The 22,238-nt window shown below is 67.1% G+C and carries 22 protein-coding genes; 16 read left to right on the forward strand and 6 right to left on the reverse strand.

The features are described 5' to 3' along the window. Nucleotides 1-8: 8 nt before the first annotated feature. Genes G579_RS0113825 through G579_RS0113840 form a run of 4 tightly spaced genes read right to left on the reverse strand, consistent with a single transcriptional unit; the run spans nt 9 to nt 5,421 of the window. The gene (locus G579_RS0113825) at nt 9-2,798 is read right to left on the reverse strand and encodes a valine--tRNA ligase (protein WP_028990638.1); all 2,790 of its coding nucleotides are present in this window, start codon (nt 2,796-2,798) and stop codon (nt 9-11) included. A gap of 42 nt (nt 2,799-2,840) precedes the next feature. After that, nucleotides 2,841-3,473: a hypothetical protein gene (locus G579_RS0113830; RefSeq protein ID WP_155989896.1), complete on the reverse strand. Its 633-nt coding sequence runs from the start codon at nt 3,471-3,473 to the stop codon at nt 2,841-2,843. A gap of 11 nt (nt 3,474-3,484) precedes the next feature. Continuing rightward, complete coding sequence (locus G579_RS0113835) at nt 3,485-3,910, reverse strand: DNA polymerase III subunit chi (RefSeq protein WP_028990640.1); 426 nt, start codon at nt 3,908-3,910, stop codon at nt 3,485-3,487. A gap of 5 nt (nt 3,911-3,915) precedes the next feature. Next, nucleotides 3,916-5,421, reverse strand: a complete 1,506-nt coding sequence (locus G579_RS0113840; protein ID WP_028990641.1) for a leucyl aminopeptidase — start codon at nt 5,419-5,421, stop codon at nt 3,916-3,918. Between the two features lie 187 nt (nt 5,422-5,608). Between G579_RS0113840 and lptF the strand changes: the two genes are divergently transcribed. Together lptF and lptG are read left to right on the forward strand one after the other, a co-directional pair. Then, a complete protein-coding gene (gene lptF / locus G579_RS0113845; protein ID WP_028990642.1) occupies nt 5,609-6,736 on the forward strand; it encodes an LPS export ABC transporter permease LptF in 1,128 nt (375 codons plus the stop codon). Next, nucleotides 6,733-7,860, forward strand: a complete 1,128-nt coding sequence (gene lptG / locus G579_RS0113850) for an LPS export ABC transporter permease LptG (protein WP_051181702.1) — start codon at nt 6,733-6,735, stop codon at nt 7,858-7,860. The genes lptF and lptG overlap by 4 nt, the downstream gene beginning before the upstream one ends. Here lptG and G579_RS17770 read toward each other — a convergent pair. Continuing rightward, on the reverse strand, nt 7,820-8,296 hold the full coding sequence (locus G579_RS17770; RefSeq protein WP_051181704.1) for an RDD family protein: 477 nt from the start codon (nt 8,294-8,296) through the stop codon (nt 7,820-7,822). The genes lptG and G579_RS17770 overlap by 41 nt on opposite strands. Before the next feature lie 313 nt (nt 8,297-8,609). Between G579_RS17770 and G579_RS0113860 the strand changes: the two genes are divergently transcribed. Continuing rightward, the gene (locus G579_RS0113860) at nt 8,610-8,813 is read left to right on the forward strand and encodes a cold-shock protein (RefSeq protein WP_028990644.1); all 204 of its coding nucleotides are present in this window, start codon (nt 8,610-8,612) and stop codon (nt 8,811-8,813) included. A 47-nt stretch (nt 8,814-8,860) separates the two neighbouring features. On the opposite strand, the gene G579_RS17775 is transcribed toward G579_RS0113860, so the two are convergent. Beyond that, the gene (locus tag G579_RS17775; RefSeq protein ID WP_051181705.1) at nt 8,861-9,247 is read right to left on the reverse strand and encodes a hypothetical protein; all 387 of its coding nucleotides are present in this window, start codon (nt 9,245-9,247) and stop codon (nt 8,861-8,863) included. Between the two features lie 27 nt (nt 9,248-9,274). Between G579_RS17775 and G579_RS0113870 the strand changes: the two genes are divergently transcribed. From G579_RS0113870 to pssA, 13 genes are all read left to right on the forward strand, one after another. Then, on the forward strand, nt 9,275-11,269 hold the full coding sequence (locus G579_RS0113870; protein WP_230973856.1) for an ATP-dependent DNA helicase: 1,995 nt from the start codon (nt 9,275-9,277) through the stop codon (nt 11,267-11,269). A gap of 18 nt (nt 11,270-11,287) precedes the next feature. Next, entirely contained in the window at nt 11,288-11,962 is a 675-nt protein-coding gene (tsaB, locus tag G579_RS0113875; RefSeq protein ID WP_028990646.1) for a tRNA (adenosine(37)-N6)-threonylcarbamoyltransferase complex dimerization subunit type 1 TsaB, read from the forward strand. Next, nucleotides 11,962-12,432: a ribosomal protein S18-alanine N-acetyltransferase gene (gene rimI / locus G579_RS0113880; protein ID WP_028990647.1), complete on the forward strand. Its 471-nt coding sequence runs from the start codon at nt 11,962-11,964 to the stop codon at nt 12,430-12,432. The genes tsaB and rimI overlap by 1 nt, the downstream gene beginning before the upstream one ends. Before the next feature lie 34 nt (nt 12,433-12,466). Further along, nucleotides 12,467-14,095: a peptide chain release factor 3 gene (locus tag G579_RS0113885; RefSeq protein WP_269137071.1), complete on the forward strand. Its 1,629-nt coding sequence runs from the start codon at nt 12,467-12,469 to the stop codon at nt 14,093-14,095. 89 nt (nt 14,096-14,184) lie between these two features. Next, nucleotides 14,185-14,604: a CBS domain-containing protein gene (locus G579_RS0113890; protein ID WP_028990649.1), complete on the forward strand. Its 420-nt coding sequence runs from the start codon at nt 14,185-14,187 to the stop codon at nt 14,602-14,604. Between the two features lie 199 nt (nt 14,605-14,803). After that, nucleotides 14,804-14,953: a cbb3-type cytochrome oxidase subunit 3 gene (locus G579_RS18805; protein WP_081662814.1), complete on the forward strand. Its 150-nt coding sequence runs from the start codon at nt 14,804-14,806 to the stop codon at nt 14,951-14,953. 137 nt (nt 14,954-15,090) lie between these two features. Next, a complete protein-coding gene (locus tag G579_RS0113900) occupies nt 15,091-15,408 on the forward strand; it encodes a DUF5789 family protein (RefSeq protein WP_028990650.1) in 318 nt (105 codons plus the stop codon). A 119-nt stretch (nt 15,409-15,527) separates the two neighbouring features. Next, nucleotides 15,528-17,099: an endonuclease MutS2 gene (locus G579_RS0113905; RefSeq protein WP_028990651.1), complete on the forward strand. Its 1,572-nt coding sequence runs from the start codon at nt 15,528-15,530 to the stop codon at nt 17,097-17,099. Nucleotides 17,100-17,223: 124 nt separating this feature from the next. Further along, the gene (locus G579_RS0113910) at nt 17,224-18,990 is read left to right on the forward strand and encodes an acetolactate synthase 3 large subunit (RefSeq protein WP_081662815.1); all 1,767 of its coding nucleotides are present in this window, start codon (nt 17,224-17,226) and stop codon (nt 18,988-18,990) included. 1 nt (nt 18,991) lies between these two features. Next, entirely contained in the window at nt 18,992-19,477 is a 486-nt protein-coding gene (gene ilvN, locus G579_RS0113915) for an acetolactate synthase small subunit (protein ID WP_028990653.1), read from the forward strand. Nucleotides 19,478-19,583: 106 nt separating this feature from the next. Then, the gene (ilvC, locus tag G579_RS0113920; protein ID WP_028990654.1) at nt 19,584-20,600 is read left to right on the forward strand and encodes a ketol-acid reductoisomerase; all 1,017 of its coding nucleotides are present in this window, start codon (nt 19,584-19,586) and stop codon (nt 20,598-20,600) included. Between the two features lie 150 nt (nt 20,601-20,750). Then, complete coding sequence (locus tag G579_RS17780; protein ID WP_081662816.1) at nt 20,751-21,458, forward strand: phosphatidylserine decarboxylase; 708 nt, start codon at nt 20,751-20,753, stop codon at nt 21,456-21,458. 37 nt (nt 21,459-21,495) lie between these two features. Beyond that, nucleotides 21,496-22,236, forward strand: coding sequence for a CDP-diacylglycerol--serine O-phosphatidyltransferase (gene pssA, locus G579_RS0113930; RefSeq protein ID WP_028990655.1), 741 nt, complete (start codon nt 21,496-21,498; stop codon nt 22,234-22,236). The last annotated feature ends 2 nt before the right edge of the window (nt 22,237-22,238 follow it).

Genomic DNA, 22,238 nt, shown 5'->3' on the forward strand with positions numbered 1-22,238 from the left:
TTTGTCCATCAAGCCAGTGCCTGCAGGCGCTGGCGCTGGGCCGTCAGTTCTTCCAGGGCCTGGCGCAGCTCCTCGGCCTTGGCGCGTTCTTTGGCGACGATCTCCGCCGGCGCCCGGTCCACGAAGCTCGGGTTCGCGAGCTTGCCTTCCACGCGGGCGAGGTCCGCCTGGACGCGGTTGACTTCCTTGTCGATGCGCGCCTGCTCGGCGCCGACGTCGATGAGGCCGGCCAGCGGCACCATGAGCTTGAGCTCGCCCACCAGCTCCAGGGCGGCGGGCGGCGGCGCGGCATCCGGCGCCAGCCAGGTGATCGACTGTAGGCGCGCCAAGCGCTCCAGCCACGGTCGATGCCGTTCCACCCGGGCACGGTCCAGCTCGCCGCCGCCCTGCAGCAGCAGATCGAGCGGGCGGCCCGGCGCGATGTCCATTTCGCCGCGGATGGTGCGCACCGCGCGCACGCAGGCCATGAGCCACTCCGTTTCCGCCGCCGCATCCCGGTCGATGCGGGTTGCGTCAGGCATCGGGTAGGGCGCCAGCATGATGGTGTCGCCCTGCTTGCCGGCGGGCCCGGCGACTTTCTGCCAGATCTCTTCGGTGATGAACGGCATGATGGGGTGCAGCAGCCGCAGCGATGCCTCCAGCACCCGTACCAGGGTACGCCGCGCGCCGCGCTGCAGTTCGGGGCTGAAGTCGCCGGTCAGCACCGGCTTGGTCAGCTCGATGTACCAATCGCAGTAGTCGCCCCAGATGAACTGGTAGAGGGCGTTGGCGGCGTCCGAGAAACGGTAGCCGTCGAAGGCCTCGCGCACGGTAGCCTCGGTTTCCTGCAGGCGCGAGATGATCCAACGGTCCACCAGGGAAAGCTCCGCCGCGCCGGCGTTGACGTCCTCGCCGGCCGGCAGTTGCATGAGCACGTAGCGGCTGGCGTTCCACAGCTTGTTGCAGAAATTGCGGTAGCCCTCGATGCGGTTGAGGTCGAACTTGATGTCGCGGCCCTGGGTGGCGAGGCTGGCGAAGGTGAAGCGCAGGGCATCGGCGCCGAAGGCGGGGATGCCGTCCGGGAACTCCTTGCGGGTGGCCTTCTCGATCTTGCCGGCGGCCTGCGGGTTCATCATGTTGCTGGTGCGCTTTTGCACCAGGCTCTCCAGTTCGATGCCGTCGATCAGGTCGATGGGATCGAGCACGTTGCCCTTGGACTTGGACATCTTCTGGCCCTCGGCGTCACGCACCAGGCCGTGGATGTAGACCTCGCGGAAGGGCACTTCGCCGGTGAACTTCAGCCCCATCATGATCATCCGGGCCACCCAGAAGAAGATGATGTCGAAGCCGGTGACCAGCACGCTGGTGGGATAGAAGGTGCGCAGTTCCGGCGTGTCCTCCGGCCAGCCAAGGGTCGTGAAGGGCCACAGGGCCGAGCTGAACCAGGTGTCCAGCACGTCGTGGTCGCGCTCCAGGGGCACGGGCGTGCCATAGTGGGCCGCCGCCCGCGCCTGGGCCTCGTCCTCGTGGCGGGCGACGAAGACCTGGCCGTCCGGTCCGTACCAGGCGGGGATCTGGTGGCCCCACCAGAGCTGGCGGGAGATGCACCAGTCCTCGATGCGATGCATCCAGTCGAAGTAGGTCTTGGACCAGTTCTCCGGCACGAAGCGGATGCGGCCGTCCTCCACCGCCCGGATGGCCGGCTCGGCCAGCGGCTGGATCTTCACGTACCACTGGTCGGTGAGATAGGGCTCGATCACCGCCTTGCTGCGGTCGCCGCGCGGCACCATGAGCTTGTGCGGCGCGATCTTTTCCAGCAGGCCCTGGGCCTCCAGGTCGGCGACGATGCGCTGGCGGACCTCGAAGCGGTCCAGGCCGCGGTAGTCGGCCGGCGCGTTGTCGTTTAAATGAGCATCCTCGGTGAAGACGTTGATCAGCGGCAGGTGATGGCGCTGACCCACGGCGTAATCGTTGAAGTCGTGGGCCGGGGTGATCTTCACGCAGCCGGTGCCGAACGCCGGGTCCACGTAGTCGTCGGCGATGATGGGGATTTCCCGGCCGGTGAGCGGCAGCTTGACCTGCCGGCCGATCAGATGGCAGTAGCGCTCGTCCTCCGGGTGCACGGCCACGGCGGCGTCGCCCAGCAGGGTCTCCGGGCGGGTGGTGGCGACCACCAGATGTCCGCTGCCGTCGGCCAGCGGGTAGCGCAGATGCCAGAGAAAGCCATCCTCCTCCTCGCTCAACACCTCCAGGTCGCTCACCGCCGTGCGCAGCACCGGATCCCAGTTGACCAGGCGCTTGCCGCGGTAGATGAGGCCCTCCTCGTAGAGGCGCACGAAGACCTCGGTGACGGCGCGCGACAGAGGCTCGTCCAGGGTGAAGCGCTCGCGCGACCAGTCGCAGGAGGCGCCCAGGCGGCGCATCTGGCGGACGATGGTGCCGCCGGATTCGGCGCGCCACTGCCAGACGCGCTGCACGAAATTGGCGCGGCCCAGATCGTGGCGGCTCTGGCCGCCGGCCTCCAATTGCCGCTCCACCACCATCTGGGTGGCGATGCCGGCGTGATCGGTGCCCGGCTGCCACAGGGTGCGGTCGCCCGCCATGCGGTGATAGCGGGTGAGCGTATCCATCAGGGTGTCCTGGAAGGCATGGCCCATGTGCAGCGTGCCCGTGACGTTGGGCGGCGGCAGCATGATGCAGTAGGGCGCGCCGGCGCCCTGGGGAGCGAAATAGCCTCGTGCTTCCCATTGACGGTACCAGCGGCTCTCGCAAGCCTGGGGATCGAACTGTTTGTCGAGTTCAGCGCCTGTTTCGTGCATGCGTAATCTTGATCTTGTTGCTGAGGCGGCCCGGGGGCCGGGTTAGAAAGAGGCGTCGCTGGCGTGCTGCTGGGCGCTGCCGCCCGCCGGCGCGGATTTCGGGCGCAGCATGGCGGCGAATTCCTCCACCAGGCATTGGTGCAGCTCCTGCGGCAGCTCGGCGCGCATCTGTTCCAGCACCTGGCCGCGCATCTGCTCCTCGCTCGTCTGCAGGGCCTGCTGCACCGCCTGGATCAGCTCGTCGTGGGCGCTGCGCAGGTAGGTGGCGAAATGCGCCTCCATGCTCGCCAGGATGCGCTCGCTCACGCGCGGCAACAGGGCCTCGATCAGGGATTGGATCAGCAGCGAGCGCAGGGCCTCGTCCGCCTGCAGGCCCAGGCCGGCGCCGCCCGGCGTTCCCCGCGGCGCGGCCGGCGGCATGGCGGCCTCCGGCGCGCTGCCGGCACCAGCACCCACCGCCGGGGGAGGGGGCGCGGCCGGGTCGCGGGGCTGCCCGCTGCCGGTTTCCGGCAACGGATTCGCGGCGGCTTCGGGCGGGTTCTCGCGTACCACGTCGGTCAGGCGCAGGGGCGGCGGCAAGCCGCTGTCCAGCCCCGCCGACGGGGCCTCGGGGGCGGGTGAAGCGGCAGTTGAGGCAGGAGTATCCGTCTCCGACTTGCGGCGGAACCAGTCCATGGGCGTATTCCTCAAGCGGGCAAGGGGTGAAGGGTCAGGCTGTAACCACGGCTGGCGAGCGCCCGATAACGCCGCCGGGCCGCTTTTACAGCTTCCGGGTCCGGCAGGATAAAGTCAACCACGCGCTCGAAGCCGGCGAGATCGTCGGGGAGGGTCGGCACGGTCAGCACCAGCACGCGCCGCGGCGGCAGCGCCTGGACTTCGGTCGCCAGGCACACGGGTTCGTCGCTCGGGGCGAGGCCGTGGGGAACGAAGCTGCCCTGGTTGAAGGTCCAGAGCAGGTCATCCAGGGTCCGGGCGGCCTCGGCGGAGGCGCAGAGCACGCCGGCGCCGCCGGTGACCTGATACACTTTCTGGATCACGCGGCAGATCGCCTGCAGCTGCCGGCCCTCCTCGCTGAGTGTTTCCGCCAGCTGGTAGAAGGTGGCCTCCGCCATGCGGGCTATTCCTTGTCCTTGGCTTCGTTGGCACGCTGGATGAGGTAGGTCGCCAGGAGAGGCACGGGACGGCCGGTGGCGCCCTTCTTCTCGCCGCCTTTCCAGGCCACGCCGGCAATGTCCAGATGGGCCCACTTGTAGTCGTCGGCAAAGCGGGACAGGAAACAGGCGCCGGTGATGGCCCCGCCCTCGCGCCCGCCGACGTTGGCCACGTCGGCGAAGGGGCTCTTGATCTGTTCCTGGTAGTCATCCCACAGTGGCAGCTGCCAGGCGCGGTCGCCGGACTCCTGGCCGGCCTCCAGCAGGTCCTTGATCAAGCGATCGTTGTTGCCCATCAGCCCGGCGGCATGATGGCCCAGGGCGACCACGCAGGCGCCGGTCAGGGTGGCCACGTCGATCACGACGTCCGGGTTGAAGCGCTCGGCGTAGGTGAGGGCGTCCGCCAGGATCAGGCGGCCCTCGGCGTCGGTGTTGAGGATCTCGACGGTCTTGCCGGCCATGCTCTGCTGGATGTCGCCGGGTTTGTTGGCCTTGCCGTCCGGCAGGTTCTCCGTGCTCGGCACCACCGCCACCACGTTCAGGGGCAGCTTCAGCTCGGCGGCCACCTGAATGGTGCCCAGCACGCTCGCCGCGCCGCACATGTCGTATTTCATCTCGTCCATGTGCGCCGCGGGCTTGAGGGAGATGCCGCCGGCATCGAAGGTGAGCCCCTTGCCCACCAGCACCACGGGCTTCTCATCGGCACCGGCCCCCTGGTACTCTAGCACGATGAGCTTGGGCGGCTGGGTGGAGCCGGCGGCCACGCCGAGCAGCAGGCGCATGCCCAACTGCTCCATGTCCTCCCGCTCCAGCACCGTGGCCTTGAGCTGATATTTTTCGGCCAGGGCCCGGGCCTGCTCGGCCAGATAGCTGGGGGTGCAGACATTGCCGGGCTCGTTGGCCAGGTCCTTGGCCAGGCGGACGCCCTCGGCGATGGCCGTGGCGCGGGCCACGGCCAGTTCGCTGTTGCGCAGGTCCGAGCGCCGCGGCACGGCCAGGGTGATCTTGCGCAACGGGCGGCGGTCCTCCTCGCGGTCGCTCTTGTACTTGTCGAAGCGGTACAGGCTTTCGATGGCGGCCTCCACGGCGTGCTGGACCTTCCATTCCAGCTCGCGGCCGCGCACGTTCAGCTCCGGCAGGTAGAGGACCGCCTCCATGGAGCCGGTCTCGTTCAAAGTTTTGATGGCGGTGCCGATCACTTTGCGGTAGCTTTTGTCGCGGAAGTCGCGTTCCTTGCCGCAGCCGATCAGCAGCACGCGGTCGGCGAGGATGTTCGGCACGTTGTGCAGCAGCAGGGTCTGGCCCAGATGGCCTTCGATGTCGCCGCGGCGCAGGATGCTGGACAGGTAGTGGTCCGCGTAGCGGTCGATTTCCAGGCCGGGCTGGGACAGCCGGCGGGGTTCGAAGACCCCGATAACCAGACAGGCGGTGCGCTGCTTCTCCGGACTGCCGCTTTTTATATTAAATTCCACGAAAAGCTCCTGGACGTTTGATCGTTGTGGCAAAACTGCAATTGTTCGCGTTTGGAATGGTTTTGCCTATTTTATGGGCATGCCCGGAATTTTTGCAAGGCGCATCCGGCCGGGAGGGCCGCTGCGGGTGAATGCATGGATAGATGCCTGACAGCAGCCAGGTTAGAGCGCAGGAGGAGTGCCGCCCATGGGCAGAGTTAGCCGCCAGATCGTGCGGGACGTGCTCGGCTATGCCGCCATGATGGCCTTCATCGTGCTGGCCCTCCTGGCCGTCGCCAAGGTCAGCCAATACCTGAAGCGGGTGGCCTACGGGGAGCTGCCCTTCAGCGCCGTGCTCTCGCTCATCGGCCTGGGCCTGCCGGCCCTGGTGTCCACGGTCCTGCCCATCGCCATCTTCTTCGGCGTCTATCTCACCTTCAATCGCATGTACCGCTACAACGAGATGACCGCCCTGGCCGCCGCGGGCGTGGGGCCATCCCAGTTGCTGCGTCCGGCCATGGGCGCCATGCTGTTGCTCTTCGGCGTGCAGATCTTCACCTCCTTTTACTGGGCGCCACAGGCGGAGCGGGCCATCATCCAGCAGGCAAATCATTACGCCCGACTGGCGGGCCTGGCCATGATGCAGCCGGGTTCCTTCAACCGCCTGCCGGGCGGCCGCATCCTGTATCTGGGGGCGCCCTTGCCGTCCCAGCCGGACCGCTACCAGGGGGTGTTCATCTATGAGAACGGCGGGGACGGCGGACGGGACCGGGCCATCACCACCGCCGCCTGGGGACAGGTAAGCGCCAACGATGAGGGCAGCCTCGATCTCATCCTGCTGGACGGCCGCCGCTACATGGGCACGCCCGGCGTGCAGGGCTTCAAGATCCTGGCCTTTGCCCGTTATCGCGTGCATCTGCCCCCGCCCAAGCTGAGCGGTCAGGACAGCGGCTCGGGGCGCATGTCCGCCAAGACCAACGCGGATCTGCTGGCCATGCTGCAGGGTCCGCAGGCGCGCGCCGCCTGGGCGGAGCTGCAGTGGCGCCTCGGCTGGCCCGCGCTCCTGCCGCTCCTGACCCTGCTGGCCATCCCGCTGGCCTACGCGCCGCCGCGCGGCGGGCGGGCGGGGGGCATTCTGATCGGTGTCCTGTTGCTGCTGATCTTCAATAATCTGCTGCTGCTGGCCAAGAGCTGGGTGGTGCGCGGCCAGATGCCCGTCTTCCCCGGCATCTGGTGGGTGCACCTGATGCTCCTCGCCCTGGCCGGCTATACCTTCTATCGCCGGAGCCGGGGCCTGGAGTGGTGGCCGTTGCGCTTCATGCGGAGGTGGTTATGAATGCTGCTTCGTTCCAGGTGCGGCGGCCGGGCGAGTTCCGTTCGGGTCGGCTGATCACCCGCGCCGACATTTATCTGGCGCTGGGCGGGGCACGCTATTCGCTGGGCATGCTGGTGGGGCTTCTGGGGCTCTTCGTGCTGGCGCAGGTGGTGGATCAGCTCCAGGATCTCGGGCAGGGCAACTATGGCCTGGGCACCCTGGCCAAGTACGTGCTGCTGAGCATGCCCAAGATGGCCTATGAGCTGATTCCCCTGGCCGTGCTGCTGGGGGCGATGGCTTTTCTGAGCACTTTGGCCAGCCATTCGGAACTGGTGGCCCTGCGCATGGCCGGCTGGAGCCTGCCCCGGCTGGCGCGGCCGCTGTGGGGCATGGCCGCCGCCGCCGGCCTGCTGGTGCTCGTGCTCGGCGAATGGGTGGTGCCCTACAGTTCGCCGACGGCCGAGGCCATGCGTGCCAACGCCTTGCATCCGGGGCAGGAGCTTCAGTACGTGGGCGGCGAGATCTGGCTGAAGGAGGGGCCGGGCATCATCCGCATCGAGGCGGTCGAGAACGAAGGCACGGTGCTGCGGCGCGTCATGGTCTTGCAAAGTCCCAGCTTTTCCGGCCTGGACGGCGGCTATACCGCCGCCAGCGCCTATTATCGCAACGGTACCTGGCACTTGCGCGACGTGCGCCGCGTGCACATCCTGCCCGATCGTCTGCAGGTGACCACCCACCGGGAAATCCCCTGGTCCACGGCGATCCAGCCGAAGACCCTGCGCAGTTTCGTGCAGACCGCCGATGTCATGACCTTGCCGGAGCTGCGCTACGCCCGCCAGGGCGTGCAGACGGAGGGCTTCAAGTCCAACCAGCTGGCGCTGGCCTGGTGGCGGCGCGTGACCTATCCCTGGGTGCCGCTCATCATGGTGGCGGTGGTCCTCCCCTTTGCGGTGCGCAGCACCCGCGGCGGCGGCGTGGCGGCCCGGCTGCTGACTGGTCTGTCCCTCGGGCTCAGCTTCCACTTCGTCAACCAGATGAGCGGCTACATCAGCGTGGCCGGCGGCATTCCGCCCTGGTTGTCCGCCGTCGGCCCGCTCGTGGCCTTTACGCTGCTGGCTTGGTTTTTGCTGGCCAAGGCGCCATGAAGATCTGGCTTTCCGAATAGCGGTCGTGCCAGGTCATGCGCCGGGGATCCCACAGCATCCACAAAAAGCCGAGCCCGGCCAGCAGGCCCGAAGGGATCGCCACGAAAAAGCGCAGCAGCGCCTGCCAGGGCGTGATCCCCCCTTGGCCGTCCGCGCTCAGCACCCGGATGCGCCAGGCGCGCATACCCGTGGTCTGGCCGCCATGCATCCAGAAATAGGAATAATAGGTGTAGGCCAACCCGAACAGCACCGTCTGGAACAGGGCCCGGCCGAAGCCGTATTGAATGGCTCTGCCGAACAGGGAATAGGCGATGGCCGCCACTAGCAGGAACACGCCGCTGAGGACGATGTAGTCGTAGAGAATGGCCATGAGGCGCCGCCAAAGGGGAGCGACTTCAGGCAGCGGGGGCGGGGTGCGGGAAGCGGTGCGCGGCATGGGAAACCTGCTTGCATGTCAGTCGAAAGTCGGATGCGGGATTATAGCACCGAACGCCACTTGCGCACGTTTCTGCAAGATCCGCACGGCGCGGTCGCCGTCGCGGTTTTTTCCGGCGTTGTTTGCTGCTTTATTTAATGCTTGCAAGCGGCCGGGGTCTCGTGTAATTTGCCTATTTGGCGGATGTCTGCTACGCAGATAATAAAAGCAAGCTGCGACAAAAAATGCTATAATTGCTTTTGCTGCTGCGGCAGTCTACGCCAGGGCGCAGGCCCGGGTGAGTTATTGTTTTTCTTTAATGAGGATTTGCATCATGGCAACAGGTACGGTCAAGTGGTTCAACGATAGCAAGGGCTTCGGTTTCATTTCTCCCGATGACGGCAGCGAGGACGTTTTCGTCCATTTCTCCGCCATTGCCATGGAGGGCTTCAAGACCTTGGCCGAAGGTCAGCGCGTTAACTACGAAGTCGTCCGGGGACCGAAAGGGCTCCAAGCTGAGAAGGTGACTCAAGCCTAAGCTGCCACACCGTATCAGTTTAAAAGCCCGGCTTTGGTCGGGCTTTTTTATTGCTTTGCGGGATGCGGGCCGGCACCGGTCGCGTCCGCCTCGCGGCCATCCTGCACTCCCGGTGCCTGACTCTGGTCTAAGCGGGACAGCAGCTTGAAGCCGCCGATCACCCCCCTGATCCTTTCCTGCACGCCAGCCGGCCAGTCCGCGGCCGGCACGCGCCAGGTGCGGACCTGGGTGTGGGGTGCCAGCGGCAGGGGATGCGGCGGCTCTTCCAGCTGGATGACCAGGTCCGGCCACTGCCACGGCGGCGGGGAGCAACCGTCGGCGGCCCGGGCTTCGAGCCAGGCATCCCCCAGCTCTTGCGCCCAGCGGGCGGCCTGTTGCGCTTTTCCGGGATCTTGCGGATGCACGAAGAGCACCCGGGCGCGGCGTTTATACACGTTCAGTGCTCCGGACTGGGATGAGGCATGCAGAAAAGTATGCGCGATTCGGATTTGACAGTACAGAAGCAGCGGCGCGGCGCCGTGCGGGCGCAGGAATTGGCCGAGCTGCTGGGCGAGGGCGGCCTGCTGGCACGGACGCTGCCGGGCTTCGCGCCGCGTCCACAGCAGCTGGCCATGGCCGAACGCGTGGCGGAGACCCTGGAGCGGGGCGGGGTGCTGATTGCCGAGGCCGGCACCGGCACGGGCAAGACCTTCGCCTATCTCCTGCCGGCGCTCCTGTCCGGCCGCAAGGTGCTGATCTCCACCGGCACCAAGGCCCTGCAGGATCAGCTCTTCAGCAAGGACCTGCCGCTGCTCAAGTCGCTGCTGGACATCCCGGTGCGGGTCGCCTTGCTGAAGGGGCGCGCCAACTACCTGTGCCGGCACCGGCTGGATCTGCATGCGCCGGAAGCGGCGGCGCGGCCGATCCTGGCCGGCGACATGCGCCGCGTGCTGCGCTGGGCGGGCCTGACCCGCAGCGGCGACACCGGCGAGCTGGCGACGGTGGCGGAGGACGCGCCGGTCTGGCCGCTGGTGACTTCCACCGCCGACAACTGCCTGGGCAGCGACTGCCCCGCCTTCAGCGACTGCTTTCTCACCGAGGCGCGCCGCGCCGCCCAGGAGGCCGACGTGCTGGTGGTCAACCATCACCTGCTCTTCGCCGACATGGCGCTGAAGGCCGAGGGCGTGGGCGAGATCCTGCCGCGGGTGGATGCGGTGATCTTCGACGAGGCGCACCAGGTGCCGGAGATCGCCAGCCAATTCTTTGGCAGCGGCCTGAGCTCCCACCGCTTGTTGGATCTGGCGCGCGATGCCGAGCGCGAGGCGCGTGCGGAGGCAGCCGATACCCCGGAGCTGGCCGCGCTCGCTGACGGCTTCGGCCAGACGGTGGCCGACTGGGCGCTCGGTTTCGGCCGCGTGGAGCGCCGGAGCGACTGGCTGGACCTGCTCGGCCAGGCGGGCGTGGCGGAGGGTTTCGCCCGCGTGCGCGACGGCTTGGCCGCGCTGGCCGAGGGACTGCGCGCCGGGGCCGAGCGCGGCAAGGGCCTGGAGAGCTGCCAACGGCGTGCCCTGGACCTGCTGGCGCTGGTGGATTTCTTCGCCCGCCACGAGGACCGCAGCTTCGTCTACTGGTTCGAGCTGCGCGGGCGCGGCGTCTATCTCAATGCCACGCCCATGGACATCGCCGAGCGCTTCCACGGCCTGCTGGGCCAAGGCCGGCAGGCGCTGGTGTTCACCAGCGCCACCCTGGCGGTCAACGGCGATTTCAGCCATTTCCAGGAGCGGCTCGGCTTGGCGGAAGCGGAGACCGCCTGTTGGGACTCCCCCTTCGACTACCGGCGTCAGGCGGTGCTCTACGTGCCGCAGAACTTGCCCGAGCCGCGCGACCCCGGTTTTAATATGGCGGTGCTGCAAGCGGCGCTGCCGGTGCTGGAGGCGGCCGGCGGCCGGGCCTTCATGCTCTTCACCAGCCATCGCGCCCTCAACGAGGCGGCCGGCTGGCTGGCGGCGCGGGTGCCTTATCCGCTCTTCATCCAGGGACGGGCGCCCAAGGGCCAGCTCCTCGAGCAGTTCCGCGCCGCCGGCAACGGCATTTTGCTCGGCGCCGCGAGCTTCTGGGAGGGGGTGGACGTGCGCGGCGAGGCCCTGTCCTGCGTGATCATCGACAAGCTGCCCTTCGCCGCTCCGGACGATCCGGTGCTGAAGGCGCGCAGCCGTTATCTCCAGGAGCAGGGCAAGGACCCGTTCTGGGATTACCAGCTGCCCCAGGCGGTCATCGCCCTGAAGCAGGGGGTGGGGCGGCTGATCCGCGATCCCCGGGACCGCGGGGTGATGATGATTTGCGACCCGCGCCTGCTCAGCAAGGGTTACGGCCGGGTCTTCGTGGACAGCCTGCCGCCCATGCGGCGCACGCGCCGGCTGGAAGTGGTGCAGGCGTTCTTTGCCGCCGACGCGGCGCCGTCGGACGGCGCGGCCTGACAGGACGACATTCCATACATGACGACGCTCCTAGCCATCGAAACCGCCACCGAGGCCTGCTCCGTGGCCTTGCTGCACGGCGGCGAGGTCACGGAGCGTTTCGAGGTCGCGCCGCTTGGCCATGCCGCGCTGGTGACCGCCATGATCGACCAGGTGCTGGCCGAGGCCGGCGTGCGCCTGGGCATGCTGGACGCCATCGCCTTCGGCCGCGGGCCCGGCTCCTTCACCGGCGTGCGGGTGGCGGTTAGCGCCGCCCAGGGGCTGGCGCTGGCGCTGGACCGGCCGCTGATCCCCGTGTCCAGCCTGCAGGCGGTGGCCATGGAAACGGATTATCCTCGGGTGCTGGCCGCCTTCGATGCGCGCAAGGGCGAGGTCTACTGGGGAATCTATGTACGTGCCGCCGGTCAAATGCCGACGTTGCAGGGCGAGGAGTGCGTCGCCGTGCCGGAGCGGGTGCCTGTGCCGGCCGGCGACGCCTGGTTCGGCGTGGGCACCGGCTGGGGTGCTCACGCCGATGCGCTGTCGGCCCGGCTGGCAGGCCGTCTGCAAGGCATGGCGCCCGCGGCCCTGCCCCGCGCCGCCGCCGTGGTCCGCCTCGCTTTGCCGCGCTGGCTGGCGGGGGAGGCGGTGGATGTGGAGCAGGCCCTGCCGGTGTACATTCGCCCTTCCCAGGCTGAGGAGAATCGTTCCTGATGGAGCTGCGTCCCATGCGGATGGAGGACCTCGATGCGGTGGCGCGGCTGGAGGCGGCCATCTGCATCACGCCGTGGAGCCTGGGCATTTTTCGCGATTGCCTGCTCAGCGGCTACGAGGGGTGGGTCTTCGCGACGCCCGAGGGCATGATCGTGGCCTACGGCGTCCTCTCCGCGGCGGCCGGCGAGGCGCATCTGCTGAACCTCGGCGTCGCCCAGACCCACCGCGGCCAGGGCTTGGGACGGCGGCTCACCGAGCACCTGATCGGACGGGCCCGGGCGCTGCACGCCCATATTCTCTTTCTGGAGGTGCGGGTAAGCAACCGGATCGCCCAATCGCTGTACAAAAGCGCGGGCTTTCGCCAGATCGGCATGCGCAAGGGCTACTACCGGGATCTGAGCGGCCGCGAGGATGCCCTGGTCCTGGCCCTGCGCCTGGAACGCGCCGAGCGGCGCCCGCTGGCGGAATAGGCCGTCGATCGACTCACTGTATCTGGAATCCCTCATGACCATGGACAACGCAGCACGGATCGCCAAGGGCGATCGCATCGCCGCCGAGGCGGCCAGCCGGCGCACCTTCGCCATCATCTCCCACCCCGACGCGGGCAAGACCACGCTTACCGAAAAGCTGCTGCTCTTCGGCGGCGCCATTCAGCTGGCCGGCACCGTCAAGGCCCGCAAGGCCAGCCGCCACGCCACTTCCGACTGGATGGAGATCGAAAAGCAGCGCGGCATTTCCGTGGCCAGCTCGGTGATGCAGTTCCCCTACCGGGAACACGTGATCAACCTGCTCGATACGCCCGGCCACCAGGACTTCTCCGAGGATACCTACCGGGTGCTGACCGCGGTGGATTCGGCGCTCATGGTCATCGACGCGGCCAAGGGCGTGGAGGCGCAGACCATCAAGCTGCTGGACGTCTGCCGCCTGCGCGACACGCCCATCATCACCTTCATCAACAAATTGGACCGCGAGGCGCGCGATCCCATGGAGCTCCTGGACGAGGTGGAGTCGGTGCTCAAGATCCAGTGCGCGCCCGTGACCTGGCCCATCGGCATGGGCAAGCGCTTTCGCGGCGTCTACCACCTGCTGCGCGACGAGATCCTGCTTTTCGAGGCCGGCCGCGCCGAGCGCAACCAGGAACTGGAACTCATCCGCGGCCTCGACAGCCCGCGCCTGGACGAGCTCTTCGGCGACCAGGCCGCGGAGCTGCGCGAGGAGGTGGAGCTGGTGCGCGGCGCCTCCCACGGTTTCGAGCTGGGCGCTTTCCTGGCCGGCAAGCAGACGCCGGTCTTCTTCGGTTCGGCCATCAACAACTTCGGTGTGCGCGAAGTGCTCAACGCCCTGGTGGACTGGGCGCCCGGTCCGCAGCCGCGCGATGCCACGGCGCGCCTGGTGAACCCCGCCGAGGAGAAGTTCAGCGGCTTCGTCTTCAAGATCCAGGCCAACATGGACCCGGCCCACCGCGACCGCATCGCCTTCCTGCGCGTGTGCTCGGGCAGGTTCGAGCGCGGCATGCGCATCCGCCACCTGCGACTGGGCCGCGACATCCAGGTCTCCAACGCTATTACCTTCATGGCGCAGGAGCGCGAGCAGGTGGAAGAGGCCTACGCCGGCGACATCATCGGCCTGCACAATCACGGCAACATCCAGATCGGCGACAGCTTCAGCCTGGGCGAGGAACTGCAGTTCACCGGCATTCCCTATTTCGCGCCGGAGCTGTTCCGTCGGGTGCGCATCCGCAATCCCCTCAAGGTCAAGCAGCTGCACAAGGGCCTGCAGCAGTTGGCGGAAGAGGGCGCCACCCAGGTGTTCAAGCCCCTGAACGGCGGCGATCTGGTCCTCGGCGCGGTGGGCGTGCTGCAATTCGAGGTGGCCGCCCACCGCCTGCAGACCGAATACGGCGTGGACGCCGTGTTCGAGCCGGTCAACATCTACACCGCGCGCTGGATCAGCTGCGCCGATGCCAGGATGCTGGCCGACTTCGAGAAAAAGCTCGCCGACAACCTGGCCTACGACGGCGCCGGCAATCTGGCCTATCTGGCCAGCTCGCGGGTCAACCTGGATCTGACCCAGGAGCGCTGGCCTCAGGTGCAGTTCCACGCCACGCGGGAGCACGCCGGGCGGGTCGGCTGAGCCGCCGCATCGGTCCAAGGACGGTCTCCGCGGCTGCCCGGCAGGCTATACTTAAAGGAGCCGGGCAGGCGCTCAAGGAGGTACCGACCATGCAAGTCAAAGAAGTCATGCAAACCGATCTGGTGACGCTGGCGCCCGATGCGTCGCTGGTGGACGCCGCCTCGAAGATGCGCGCGTCCGACGTGGGCTGCCTTCTGATTGCCCGGGACGGGCAGCTGGAGGGCATCCTGACGGACCGCGATCTGGTCATTTCGGCCATTGCCGATGGCAAGGACCCCCGCAGCACCCGGGTCAGCGAGGTGATGCACACCGACGTGGTCACCGCCAGCGCCGATACCGATCTCAAGGATGCCGCGCTCCTGATGGCGCAGCACAAGGTCCGCCGCCTGCCCATCCAGAGCAACGGCAGGCTCGAAGGCCTCATTTCGGTGTCCGATCTGTCCCACGTCCTGCGGGAGGAGCTGGATGCCTTCTTCTCGCTGCAGGAAAGCGATTACCACTTCCACTGACACGTTCTTTCGCCGCGCCTGCCTGGTGCGCGGTCCCCTGCCGGCTGTCAACGGCTGCTCCATGTCTCTCCCTCCAAAGTTCGGCTGCGGCCGGCGGCGCAGGCGCGGGCCGGAATTTTTCCCGGGTCGCGCTGCCTAATTTTCAAAGCATGACGACTGGCCTCGCTGCCGGGAAAAGCCCGGGCAAAAGGAGCAGAAGATGATGGAGTACGCTTGGCTGTGGTGGACGCTGTTGCTGCTGGTGACATTCGTCGGCATCGTGGCATACGTGTATCGCGGCAGGGCCAAGCGCCGCTACCAGGAGGATGCCCGCATCCCGTTCCAGGAGGACGACGTCAACAAACGCTAGCCACCCTCATTTCCGGGCCGCACGCTTTTTCGCATCCCTTTTCGAGACTTCCAGCTTCCGGCCGCGGTATGGGCGGCGTCCCGCGATGCGGCGCGGAGCGGGAGATTGCATCATCCAGTCCAGCAAAAGGAGCAGTTATGGCGAATCTTGAGCATCAAGAAAGCACGACTCCCGTCCCCGGCCCCATTCGCGGCTCCATCTACGGCGTCAAGGCCCTGTCCGAAGCGCTGGCAGGGCTCACCTTTCCCGTCGAAAAAGGCCGGCTCCTGGCGGTCGCCGGCGAGCGCGAGCTCGAATACCGGCCCGGGGAGCGGGTGCCGCTGCGGGAGCTGATCGAGGAGTCGGAGCAAGCGCACTACGAATCCATGGCCCAGGTGGTCACCGTGGTCAGCGAGGCCCTGGAGCGCCGCGGGATCACGGACATGGACGCCCAGAAGGGCACCATCCACAACTAAGGCCATCCTGTCCGGGCCAGCACGGCGTGGCGTTCCGGCCATTTCCGTGCTGGCCTACTTTGCCGTCTTTCCACAATCTGTTAGCATTTTCTTTTATTCCCTATTGAACTGCCCATCGCATGCAAGCCGACCTCAAATCGCTGGAGTTCGACGGCATTCGCCGCCTGCTGGAAAAGCTGTGCGCCACGCCCTTCGGCGCGGAAGCGGCCCGGAACATCGAGCCTGCCCCGAATCTCGCGATTGCCCGCCAGATGCAGGCGGCGGTGACGGCGGCGCGCCAAGGCCTGGATGCAGGCGACGGGCCGCACATGCCCGAGCTGCCCGACGTGCGGGCGGCCCTGCGCCAGGCCAGCAGCCCGGGTGCGGCGCTGCCGGGCACGGCGTTGCTGAATCTGCGCCAGGTGATCACGGCGGGGCAGGCGTTGCGTCCCTTCGTGGAAAAGCGGCCGGCCCTCTATCCGGGCGCCGTGGAGCACCTGAGCGGAGCCGACGGGCTGCTGGCGCGCTTCGAGGCCGCCATCCTGCCGAGCGGCAGGGTGCGCGAGGATGCCAGCCCGGCCCTGGTCGCCCTGCACAATGAACTGAAGCAGTTGCGCAGCGACGTGCAGGCGCAACTGAAAAGCCGCATGCGGCAGCCGGACATCGCCGGCGGCATTCCCGATTCCGACAAGATCCATTGGCATGGACAGCGGGCCGTGCTGGCGCTGCCCGGCGAGCTGGCGGACAAGCTCAAGGGCGTGCGGCGCGGCATGGGTCCCGGCGGCCGCGACTACCTGGTCGAGCCCATGGAAGTGCTGGCCCTCAACAATCGCCTGGAGACGGTGGGCGGCAAGCTGGACGCGGAAAACCAGATCGTGCTGCGCGAGCTCACCGATCAGATCCGCGCCCAGCTGCCGGCCCTGAACCAGCTCATGGATGCCCTGACCTGGCTGGATCTGGCGCTGGCGGCGGGGCAGCTGTCCCTGCACCTGAACGCCACGCCGCCGGAGCTGGTGGACGCGCCCATCGTCGAGCTGCAGGGCGCCTACCATCCGCAGCTGCTGCTGGCCTTCGCCAACCGCCACGGTCCCATGCCCCGGCCGCTGGACATCCGCATCGACGATGCGCGGCCGGTGCTGGTGATCACCGGCCCCAACACCGGCGGCAAGACGGTGGTCCTCAAAACCGTCGGTCTCTTGACCGCCATGGCCCACAGCGGCCTGCACCTGCCGACCGAGGGCGCCTCGCGCATCGGCAATTTCAGCCGCATCATCGTGGACGTGGGCGATCACCAGAGCATCGCCCATCATCTATCCACCTTCGCCGGCCACGTGGAGGTGCTCAAGCGGTTGCTGGCCGAATCGGACGAGCGCACCCTGGTGCTGCTGGACGAGCTGGGCACGGGCACCGATCCGGAGGAGGGCGCCGCCCTGGCCATGGCGGTGCTGGACGAGCTGGCGGCGCGCGGGGTGCACGGCATCGTGACCACCCACTTGTCGCCACTGAAGACCTTCGCCGCCCAGCATCCGCGCCTGGAGAACGCCTCCATGCGCTTCGACTACGAGCGCCTGGAGCCGACTTATCAGCTGGAAGTGGGCACCCCGGGCCGCTCCCTGGGGCTCATCGTGGCACGCCAGCGCGGCTTGGCCGCGACTTTGGTGGAGCGTGCCCACCAGTACCTGACCCAGATCGCGCCCGGCCACGAATCCTAGGATTCGGAAGCGGTCGGTGATTTGGATCAAGATAAAGTTGTACTGGGTATATTGACGTAACCCTGCCGAAACAGTAGTTTCGGAAGTTTGGGGTTCAGCAACGCACTTACGGGAAGTCACAACCATGGCGAGTACATTCTCCAAGTCTCCAAACAGTTTTGGCACCGCGCTGCACGGCAAGTCCGGCCAGGACGTGCAGGAATTGACGGGTGCGGAGATCGTGGTACGTTGCCTGGCGGAGGAGGGGGTCGAATTCGTGTTCGGCTATCCGGGCGGCGCCGTGCTCAACATCTACGACGCCTTCTTCCAGCAGGACCGGGTCAAGCACGTGCTGGTGCGTCACGAGCAGGCCGGCGTGCACGCCGCCGACGGCTATGCCCGGGCGACCGGCAAGGTCGGGGTGGCGCTGGTGACTTCCGGCCCCGGCGCCACCAACGCGGTGACCGGCATCGCCACCGCCTACATGGACTCCATTCCCCTGGTGGTCATCACCGGCCAGGTACCGGTGCCCCTGATCGGCAATGACGCCTTCCAGGAGGTGGACACGGTGGGCATTACCCGGCCGTGCACCAAGCACAATTTCCTGGTGAAGGACGTGAGGGATCTGGCGGAGACCATCAAGGCCGCCTTCTACATCGCCTCCAGCGGCCGGCCCGGCCCGGTGGTGGTGGACATCCCCAAGGACATCACCATCCACAAGGCGCCGTTCCACTACCCGGAAGCCGTCAACCTGCGCTCCTACAAGCCGACGGTGAAGGGCCATCCGGGCCAGATCCGCAAGGCGGTGCAGCTCATGCTGTCGGCCAAGCGCCCCATGATCTACACCGGCGGCGGCGTGGTGCTGGGCGAGGGCAGCGCGGAGCTGACGCAGCTGGTGCGCCGCCTGGGCTATCCCTGCACCAACACGCTCATGGGCCTGGGCGCCTACCCGGCCACGGACCCGCTCTTCGTGGGCATGCTGGGCATGCACGGCACCTACGAGGCCAACATGGGCATGCACCATTGCGACGTGCTCATCGCCATCGGCGCGCGCTTCGACGACCGCGTGACCGGCAACCTGGAGAAGTTCTGCCCCGAGGCGAAGATCATCCACATCGACGTGGACCCGGCGTCCATCTCCAAGAACGTGAAGGTGGATATCCCCATCGTGGGCGAGGTCAAGCAGGTGCTGGCGGAGATGAACCAGGTGCTCGACCAGATGGACGCGCGCCCCGATGCGGAGGCGCTCGCCGCCTGGTGGGAGCAGATCAATGAGTGGCGCGCCCGCGAGTGCCTGCGCTACGAGTGGTCCGACGAGATCATCAAGCCGCAATTCGTGATCCAGAAGCTCTACGAGCTGAGCCAGGGCGGTGCCTACGTGACCTCCGACGTGGGGCAGCATCAAATGTGGGCGGCGCAGTACTATCAGTTCGACCGGCCGCGCCGCTGGATCAATTCGGGAGGGCTCGGCACCATGGGCTTCGGCCTGCCCGCGGCCATGGGCGCGCAGCTGGCCCATCCCGACGAGACGGTGATCTGCGTGACCGGCGAGGCCAGCATCCAGATGAACATCCAGGAGCTGTCCACCTGCCTGCAGTATCATCTGCCGATCAAGGTGGCGCTGCTCAACAACCGCTACATGGGCATGGTGCGCCAGTGGCAGGAGTTCTTCTACGGCAGCCGCTATGCCATGAGCTACATGGACGCCCTGCCGGACTTCGTGAAGCTGGCGGAGTCCTACGGCCACATCGGCCTGCGCGCCGAGAAGCCGAGCGACGTGGAGCCGGTCATCCGCGAGGCGCTCAAGCTCAAGGACCGGCTGGTGTTCATGGACTTCCGGGTGGACCCCGCCGAGAACGTCTATCCCATGGTCCCCGCCGGCGCGGGCCTGTCCGAAATGATCCTGGTGTAAGATGCGTCACATCATCTCCGTCCTTCTGGAAAACGAGGCCGGTGCCCTGTCGCGCGTGGCCGGTCTCTTCTCGGCGCGCGGCTACAACATCGAGGCCATGACCGTGGCGCCCACCGACGACCCCAGCGTGTCGCGCATGACCCTGGTGACGCACGGCTCGGACGACATCATCGAGCAGATCCTGAAGCAGCTGAACAAGCTGATCGAGGTGATCCGCGTGCATGACCTGACCGAAGGGCCGCACATCGCCCGGGAAATGATGCTGGTCAAGGTGCATGCGGTGGGTGCCGATCGCGAGGAGGTCAAGCGCCTGTCCGACATCTTCCGCGGCAACATCATCGACGTGACCGATCGTTCCTACACCATCGAGCTGACCGGTTCCAGCGACAAGCTGGACGCGCTGCTGGAGGCGCTGGATCCCGGCATGATCATCGAAGTGGTGCGCACCGGCACCAGTGCCATCAGCCGCGGCGCCAAGGGCACCTAGCCGGCCGGCCGCAGGAAACCCCATCTCCCCCCGGCATCCGCAGGCAGCGGCGGAGCAGGGCGGGGGATTGTCTTTTTATCGCTGTTCGTTTTGACATGGAGAAAGCATGAAGATTTACTACGACAACGACGCCGATCTGGCCCTGATTCAGTCCAAGAAGGTGACCATCATCGGTTACGGCTCCCAGGGCCATGCCCACGCCAACAACCTCAAGGACTCCGGCGTCAATGTCACCGTGGGCCTGCGCCCCGGTTCCGCGTCCTGGCAGAAGGCCGCCAATGCCGGCCTCAACGTCAAGGAAACCGCCGAGGCGGTGGTCGGCGCCGACGTGGTCATGATCCTGGCCCCGGACGAGAGCCAGGCGGCGCTCTACCACGATGTGGTGGAGCCCAACCTGAAGCAGGGCGCGGCCCTGGTCTTCGCCCACGGCTTCAACATCCACTTCGGCCAGATCCAGCCGCGCGGCGACTTGGACGTCTTCCTGGTGGCGCCCAAGGGCCCCGGCCATCTGGTGCGCTCCACCTATACCCAGGGCGGCGGCGTGCCCTCCCTGGTGGCCGTGCACCAGAACGCCACCGGCCAGGCGCTGGCTTTGGCCCTGTCCTACGCCAAGGCCAACGGCGGCACCCGCGCCGGCGTGATCGAGACCTCCTTCCGCGAAGAGACCGAAACCGATCTCTTCGGCGAGCAGGCGGTGCTCTGCGGCGGCGCCACGGCGCTGGTGCAGGCCGGCTTCGAGACCCTGGTGGAGGCGGGCTACGCCCCCGAGATGGCCTATTTCGAGTGCCTGCACGAGCTCAAGCTCATCGTCGATCTCATGTACGAGGGCGGCATCGCCAACATGCGCTATTCCATCTCCAACACCGCCGAGTACGGCGATTTCACCCGCGGTCCGCGCGTCATCACGGAGCAGACCAAGGATGAAATGCGCAAGATTCTCAAGGAGATCCAGACCGGCGAGTTCGCGCGCGAGTTCATCCTGGAAAACCAGGCCGGCCGGCCCAAGCTGCACGCCATGCGCCGCCTGGGCGCCGAGCATCCCATCGAAGTGGTGGGCGACAAGCTGCGCTCCATGATGAGCTGGATCGGCAAGTCCAAGATCGTCGACAAGACCAGGAACTGAGCACCGTCGGATGTGCTCGGCTGAACCGGGGACCGCTGCGGCGGTCCCCGTTGTTTTGATCGGCCGCCGTTTGCGATAGGATTAGGCTCTCAGGCGCCCGGCCGGCGTCGCGATCGGCTGCAGTCATTGACCCGTTTAATTGGAATGCGCATGCGAAATATTTCCGGTTCCCACAAATGGATCGCCCGCGAAGGCTGGCCCTTCATTCTGCTGTTTGCCGCCGCCACGCTGCTGGCGGGTTATTTTTTCGGGGTCTGGTGGGCCCTGCCGTTCTTGCTGCTGACCGTGTTCAGCATCAACTTCTTCCGCGATCCCCAGCGCCCGGTCAGCAATGATCCGCGGGCGGTGGTCTGCCCGGCGGACGGGCGGGTCATCCGCGTGGAGGAAACCGAAGATCCTTATCTGGGGCGCCCGGCGCTCAAGATCAGCATCTTCATGAACGTCTTCGACGTGCACGTGAACCGGATGCCGGTCACCGGCAAGGTGCACGAGCAGTGGTACTATTCCGGCAAGTTCTTCAACGCCGCCTTTGACAAGGCCTCCCTCGAAAACGAGCGCAACGCCCTGTGGGTGCGCACCGACGACGGCCGCGACGTCACCGTGGTGCAGGTGGCGGGCCTGGTGGCCCGGCGCATCCTCTGCTACGTGCGCGCGGGCGATCCGGTGAAGGCCGGCGACCGCTTCGGCTTCATCCGCTTCGGCTCGCGGGTCGACACCTATCTGCCGCTGGGCACGCGGGTCAGCGTCACGGTGGGCGACCGCGTGCGCTCGCGCATGGATGTGATTGCCTACTTCGACGATGTGGATGCCGCGCTTGCGCCGGCGGACACGGCCGGCGCCATGCGTCCGGCGCTGTGAGTGGTGCCAGCGGAACATGAACCAGGGAGATCGCCCAGTGGACCAACCCCGTCGCCGCGGCGTGTACGTGTTGCCCAACCTCTTCACCACGGCCAGCCTCTTTGCCGGTTTCTACGCGGTCATCAAAGCCATCGCCGGGGACTACCAGCTGGCGGCCTCGGTCATCTTCATCGCCATGATCCTGGACGGGTTGGACGGCCGCATCGCCCGGCTCACCAACACCCAGAGCGACTTCGGCGCCGAGTACGACTCCCTGGCCGACGTGATCGCCTTCGGCCTGGCGCCTTCGGTGGTGCTCTACCTGTGGGGCCTGTCCGGCTTCGGCAAGCTGGGCTGGCTGGGCGCCTTCGTCTTCACCGCCTGCGGCGCCCTGCGCCTGGCGCGCTTCAATACGCAGGTGCACGTGGCGTCCAAGAGCCATTTCCAGGGCCTGCCCATTCCCGCCGCGGCGGCCACCCTGGTGGGGCTGGTGTGGGTGGCGGAGAGCCCGGAGATCTCCGGCTTCCTCGATACCTTCGCCCATCCCATCGCCCTGGTGCTGGTCTACATGCTCGCCCTTTTCATGGTGAGCAACTTCCGCTACAAGAGCTTCAAGGATTTCGACCTGCGCGGGCGCGTGCCCTTCGTGCTGGCCGTGCTCGGCGTCCTGGCGCTGGCCCTGATCGCGCTGCACCCGCCGCTGGTGCTCTTCCTGGCCAGCCTGGGCTACGCCCTGTCCGGGCCCATCCTCACCCTGATCCAGCGCCAGCGCCGCCGGGAGCAGCGCCGGACGGACTGAGC

Source organism: Thermithiobacillus tepidarius DSM 3134 (genome assembly GCF_000423825.1).
GTDB lineage: Bacteria > Pseudomonadota > Gammaproteobacteria > Acidithiobacillales > Thermithiobacillaceae > Thermithiobacillus > Thermithiobacillus tepidarius.

Excerpts from the sequence above, each read along its gene's own strand:
- G579_RS17770 (WP_051181704.1), bottom strand. The coding sequence starts at position 8,296 with ATGCCGCGCACCGCTTCCCGCACCCCGCCCCCGCTGCCTGAAGTCGCT.
- ilvN (WP_028990653.1), top strand. The coding sequence starts at position 18,992 with ATGCGTCACATCATCTCCGTCCTTCTGGAAAACGAGGCCGGTGCCCTG.
- G579_RS18805 (WP_081662814.1), top strand. The coding sequence starts at position 14,804 with ATGATGGAGTACGCTTGGCTGTGGTGGACGCTGTTGCTGCTGGTGACA.
- G579_RS0113825 (WP_028990638.1), bottom strand. The coding sequence starts at position 2,798 with ATGCACGAAACAGGCGCTGAACTCGACAAACAGTTCGATCCCCAGGCT.
- G579_RS17780 (WP_081662816.1), top strand. The coding sequence starts at position 20,751 with ATGCGAAATATTTCCGGTTCCCACAAATGGATCGCCCGCGAAGGCTGG.
- G579_RS0113870 (WP_230973856.1), top strand. The coding sequence starts at position 9,275 with ATGCAGAAAAGTATGCGCGATTCGGATTTGACAGTACAGAAGCAGCGG.
- lptG (WP_051181702.1), top strand. The coding sequence starts at position 6,733 with ATGAATGCTGCTTCGTTCCAGGTGCGGCGGCCGGGCGAGTTCCGTTCG.
- G579_RS0113860 (WP_028990644.1), top strand. The coding sequence starts at position 8,610 with ATGGCAACAGGTACGGTCAAGTGGTTCAACGATAGCAAGGGCTTCGGT.
- G579_RS0113890 (WP_028990649.1), top strand. The coding sequence starts at position 14,185 with ATGCAAGTCAAAGAAGTCATGCAAACCGATCTGGTGACGCTGGCGCCC.
- ilvC (WP_028990654.1), top strand. The coding sequence starts at position 19,584 with ATGAAGATTTACTACGACAACGACGCCGATCTGGCCCTGATTCAGTCC.
- G579_RS0113835 (WP_028990640.1), bottom strand. The coding sequence starts at position 3,910 with ATGGCGGAGGCCACCTTCTACCAGCTGGCGGAAACACTCAGCGAGGAG.
- lptF (WP_028990642.1), top strand. The coding sequence starts at position 5,609 with ATGGGCAGAGTTAGCCGCCAGATCGTGCGGGACGTGCTCGGCTATGCC.
- G579_RS0113900 (WP_028990650.1), top strand. The coding sequence starts at position 15,091 with ATGGCGAATCTTGAGCATCAAGAAAGCACGACTCCCGTCCCCGGCCCC.
- G579_RS0113830 (WP_155989896.1), bottom strand. The coding sequence starts at position 3,473 with ATGGACTGGTTCCGCCGCAAGTCGGAGACGGATACTCCTGCCTCAACT.
- G579_RS0113885 (WP_269137071.1), top strand. The coding sequence starts at position 12,467 with ATGACCATGGACAACGCAGCACGGATCGCCAAGGGCGATCGCATCGCC.
- rimI (WP_028990647.1), top strand. The coding sequence starts at position 11,962 with ATGGAGCTGCGTCCCATGCGGATGGAGGACCTCGATGCGGTGGCGCGG.
- tsaB (WP_028990646.1), top strand. The coding sequence starts at position 11,288 with ATGACGACGCTCCTAGCCATCGAAACCGCCACCGAGGCCTGCTCCGTG.
- G579_RS0113905 (WP_028990651.1), top strand. The coding sequence starts at position 15,528 with ATGCAAGCCGACCTCAAATCGCTGGAGTTCGACGGCATTCGCCGCCTG.
- G579_RS0113910 (WP_081662815.1), top strand. The coding sequence starts at position 17,224 with ATGGCGAGTACATTCTCCAAGTCTCCAAACAGTTTTGGCACCGCGCTG.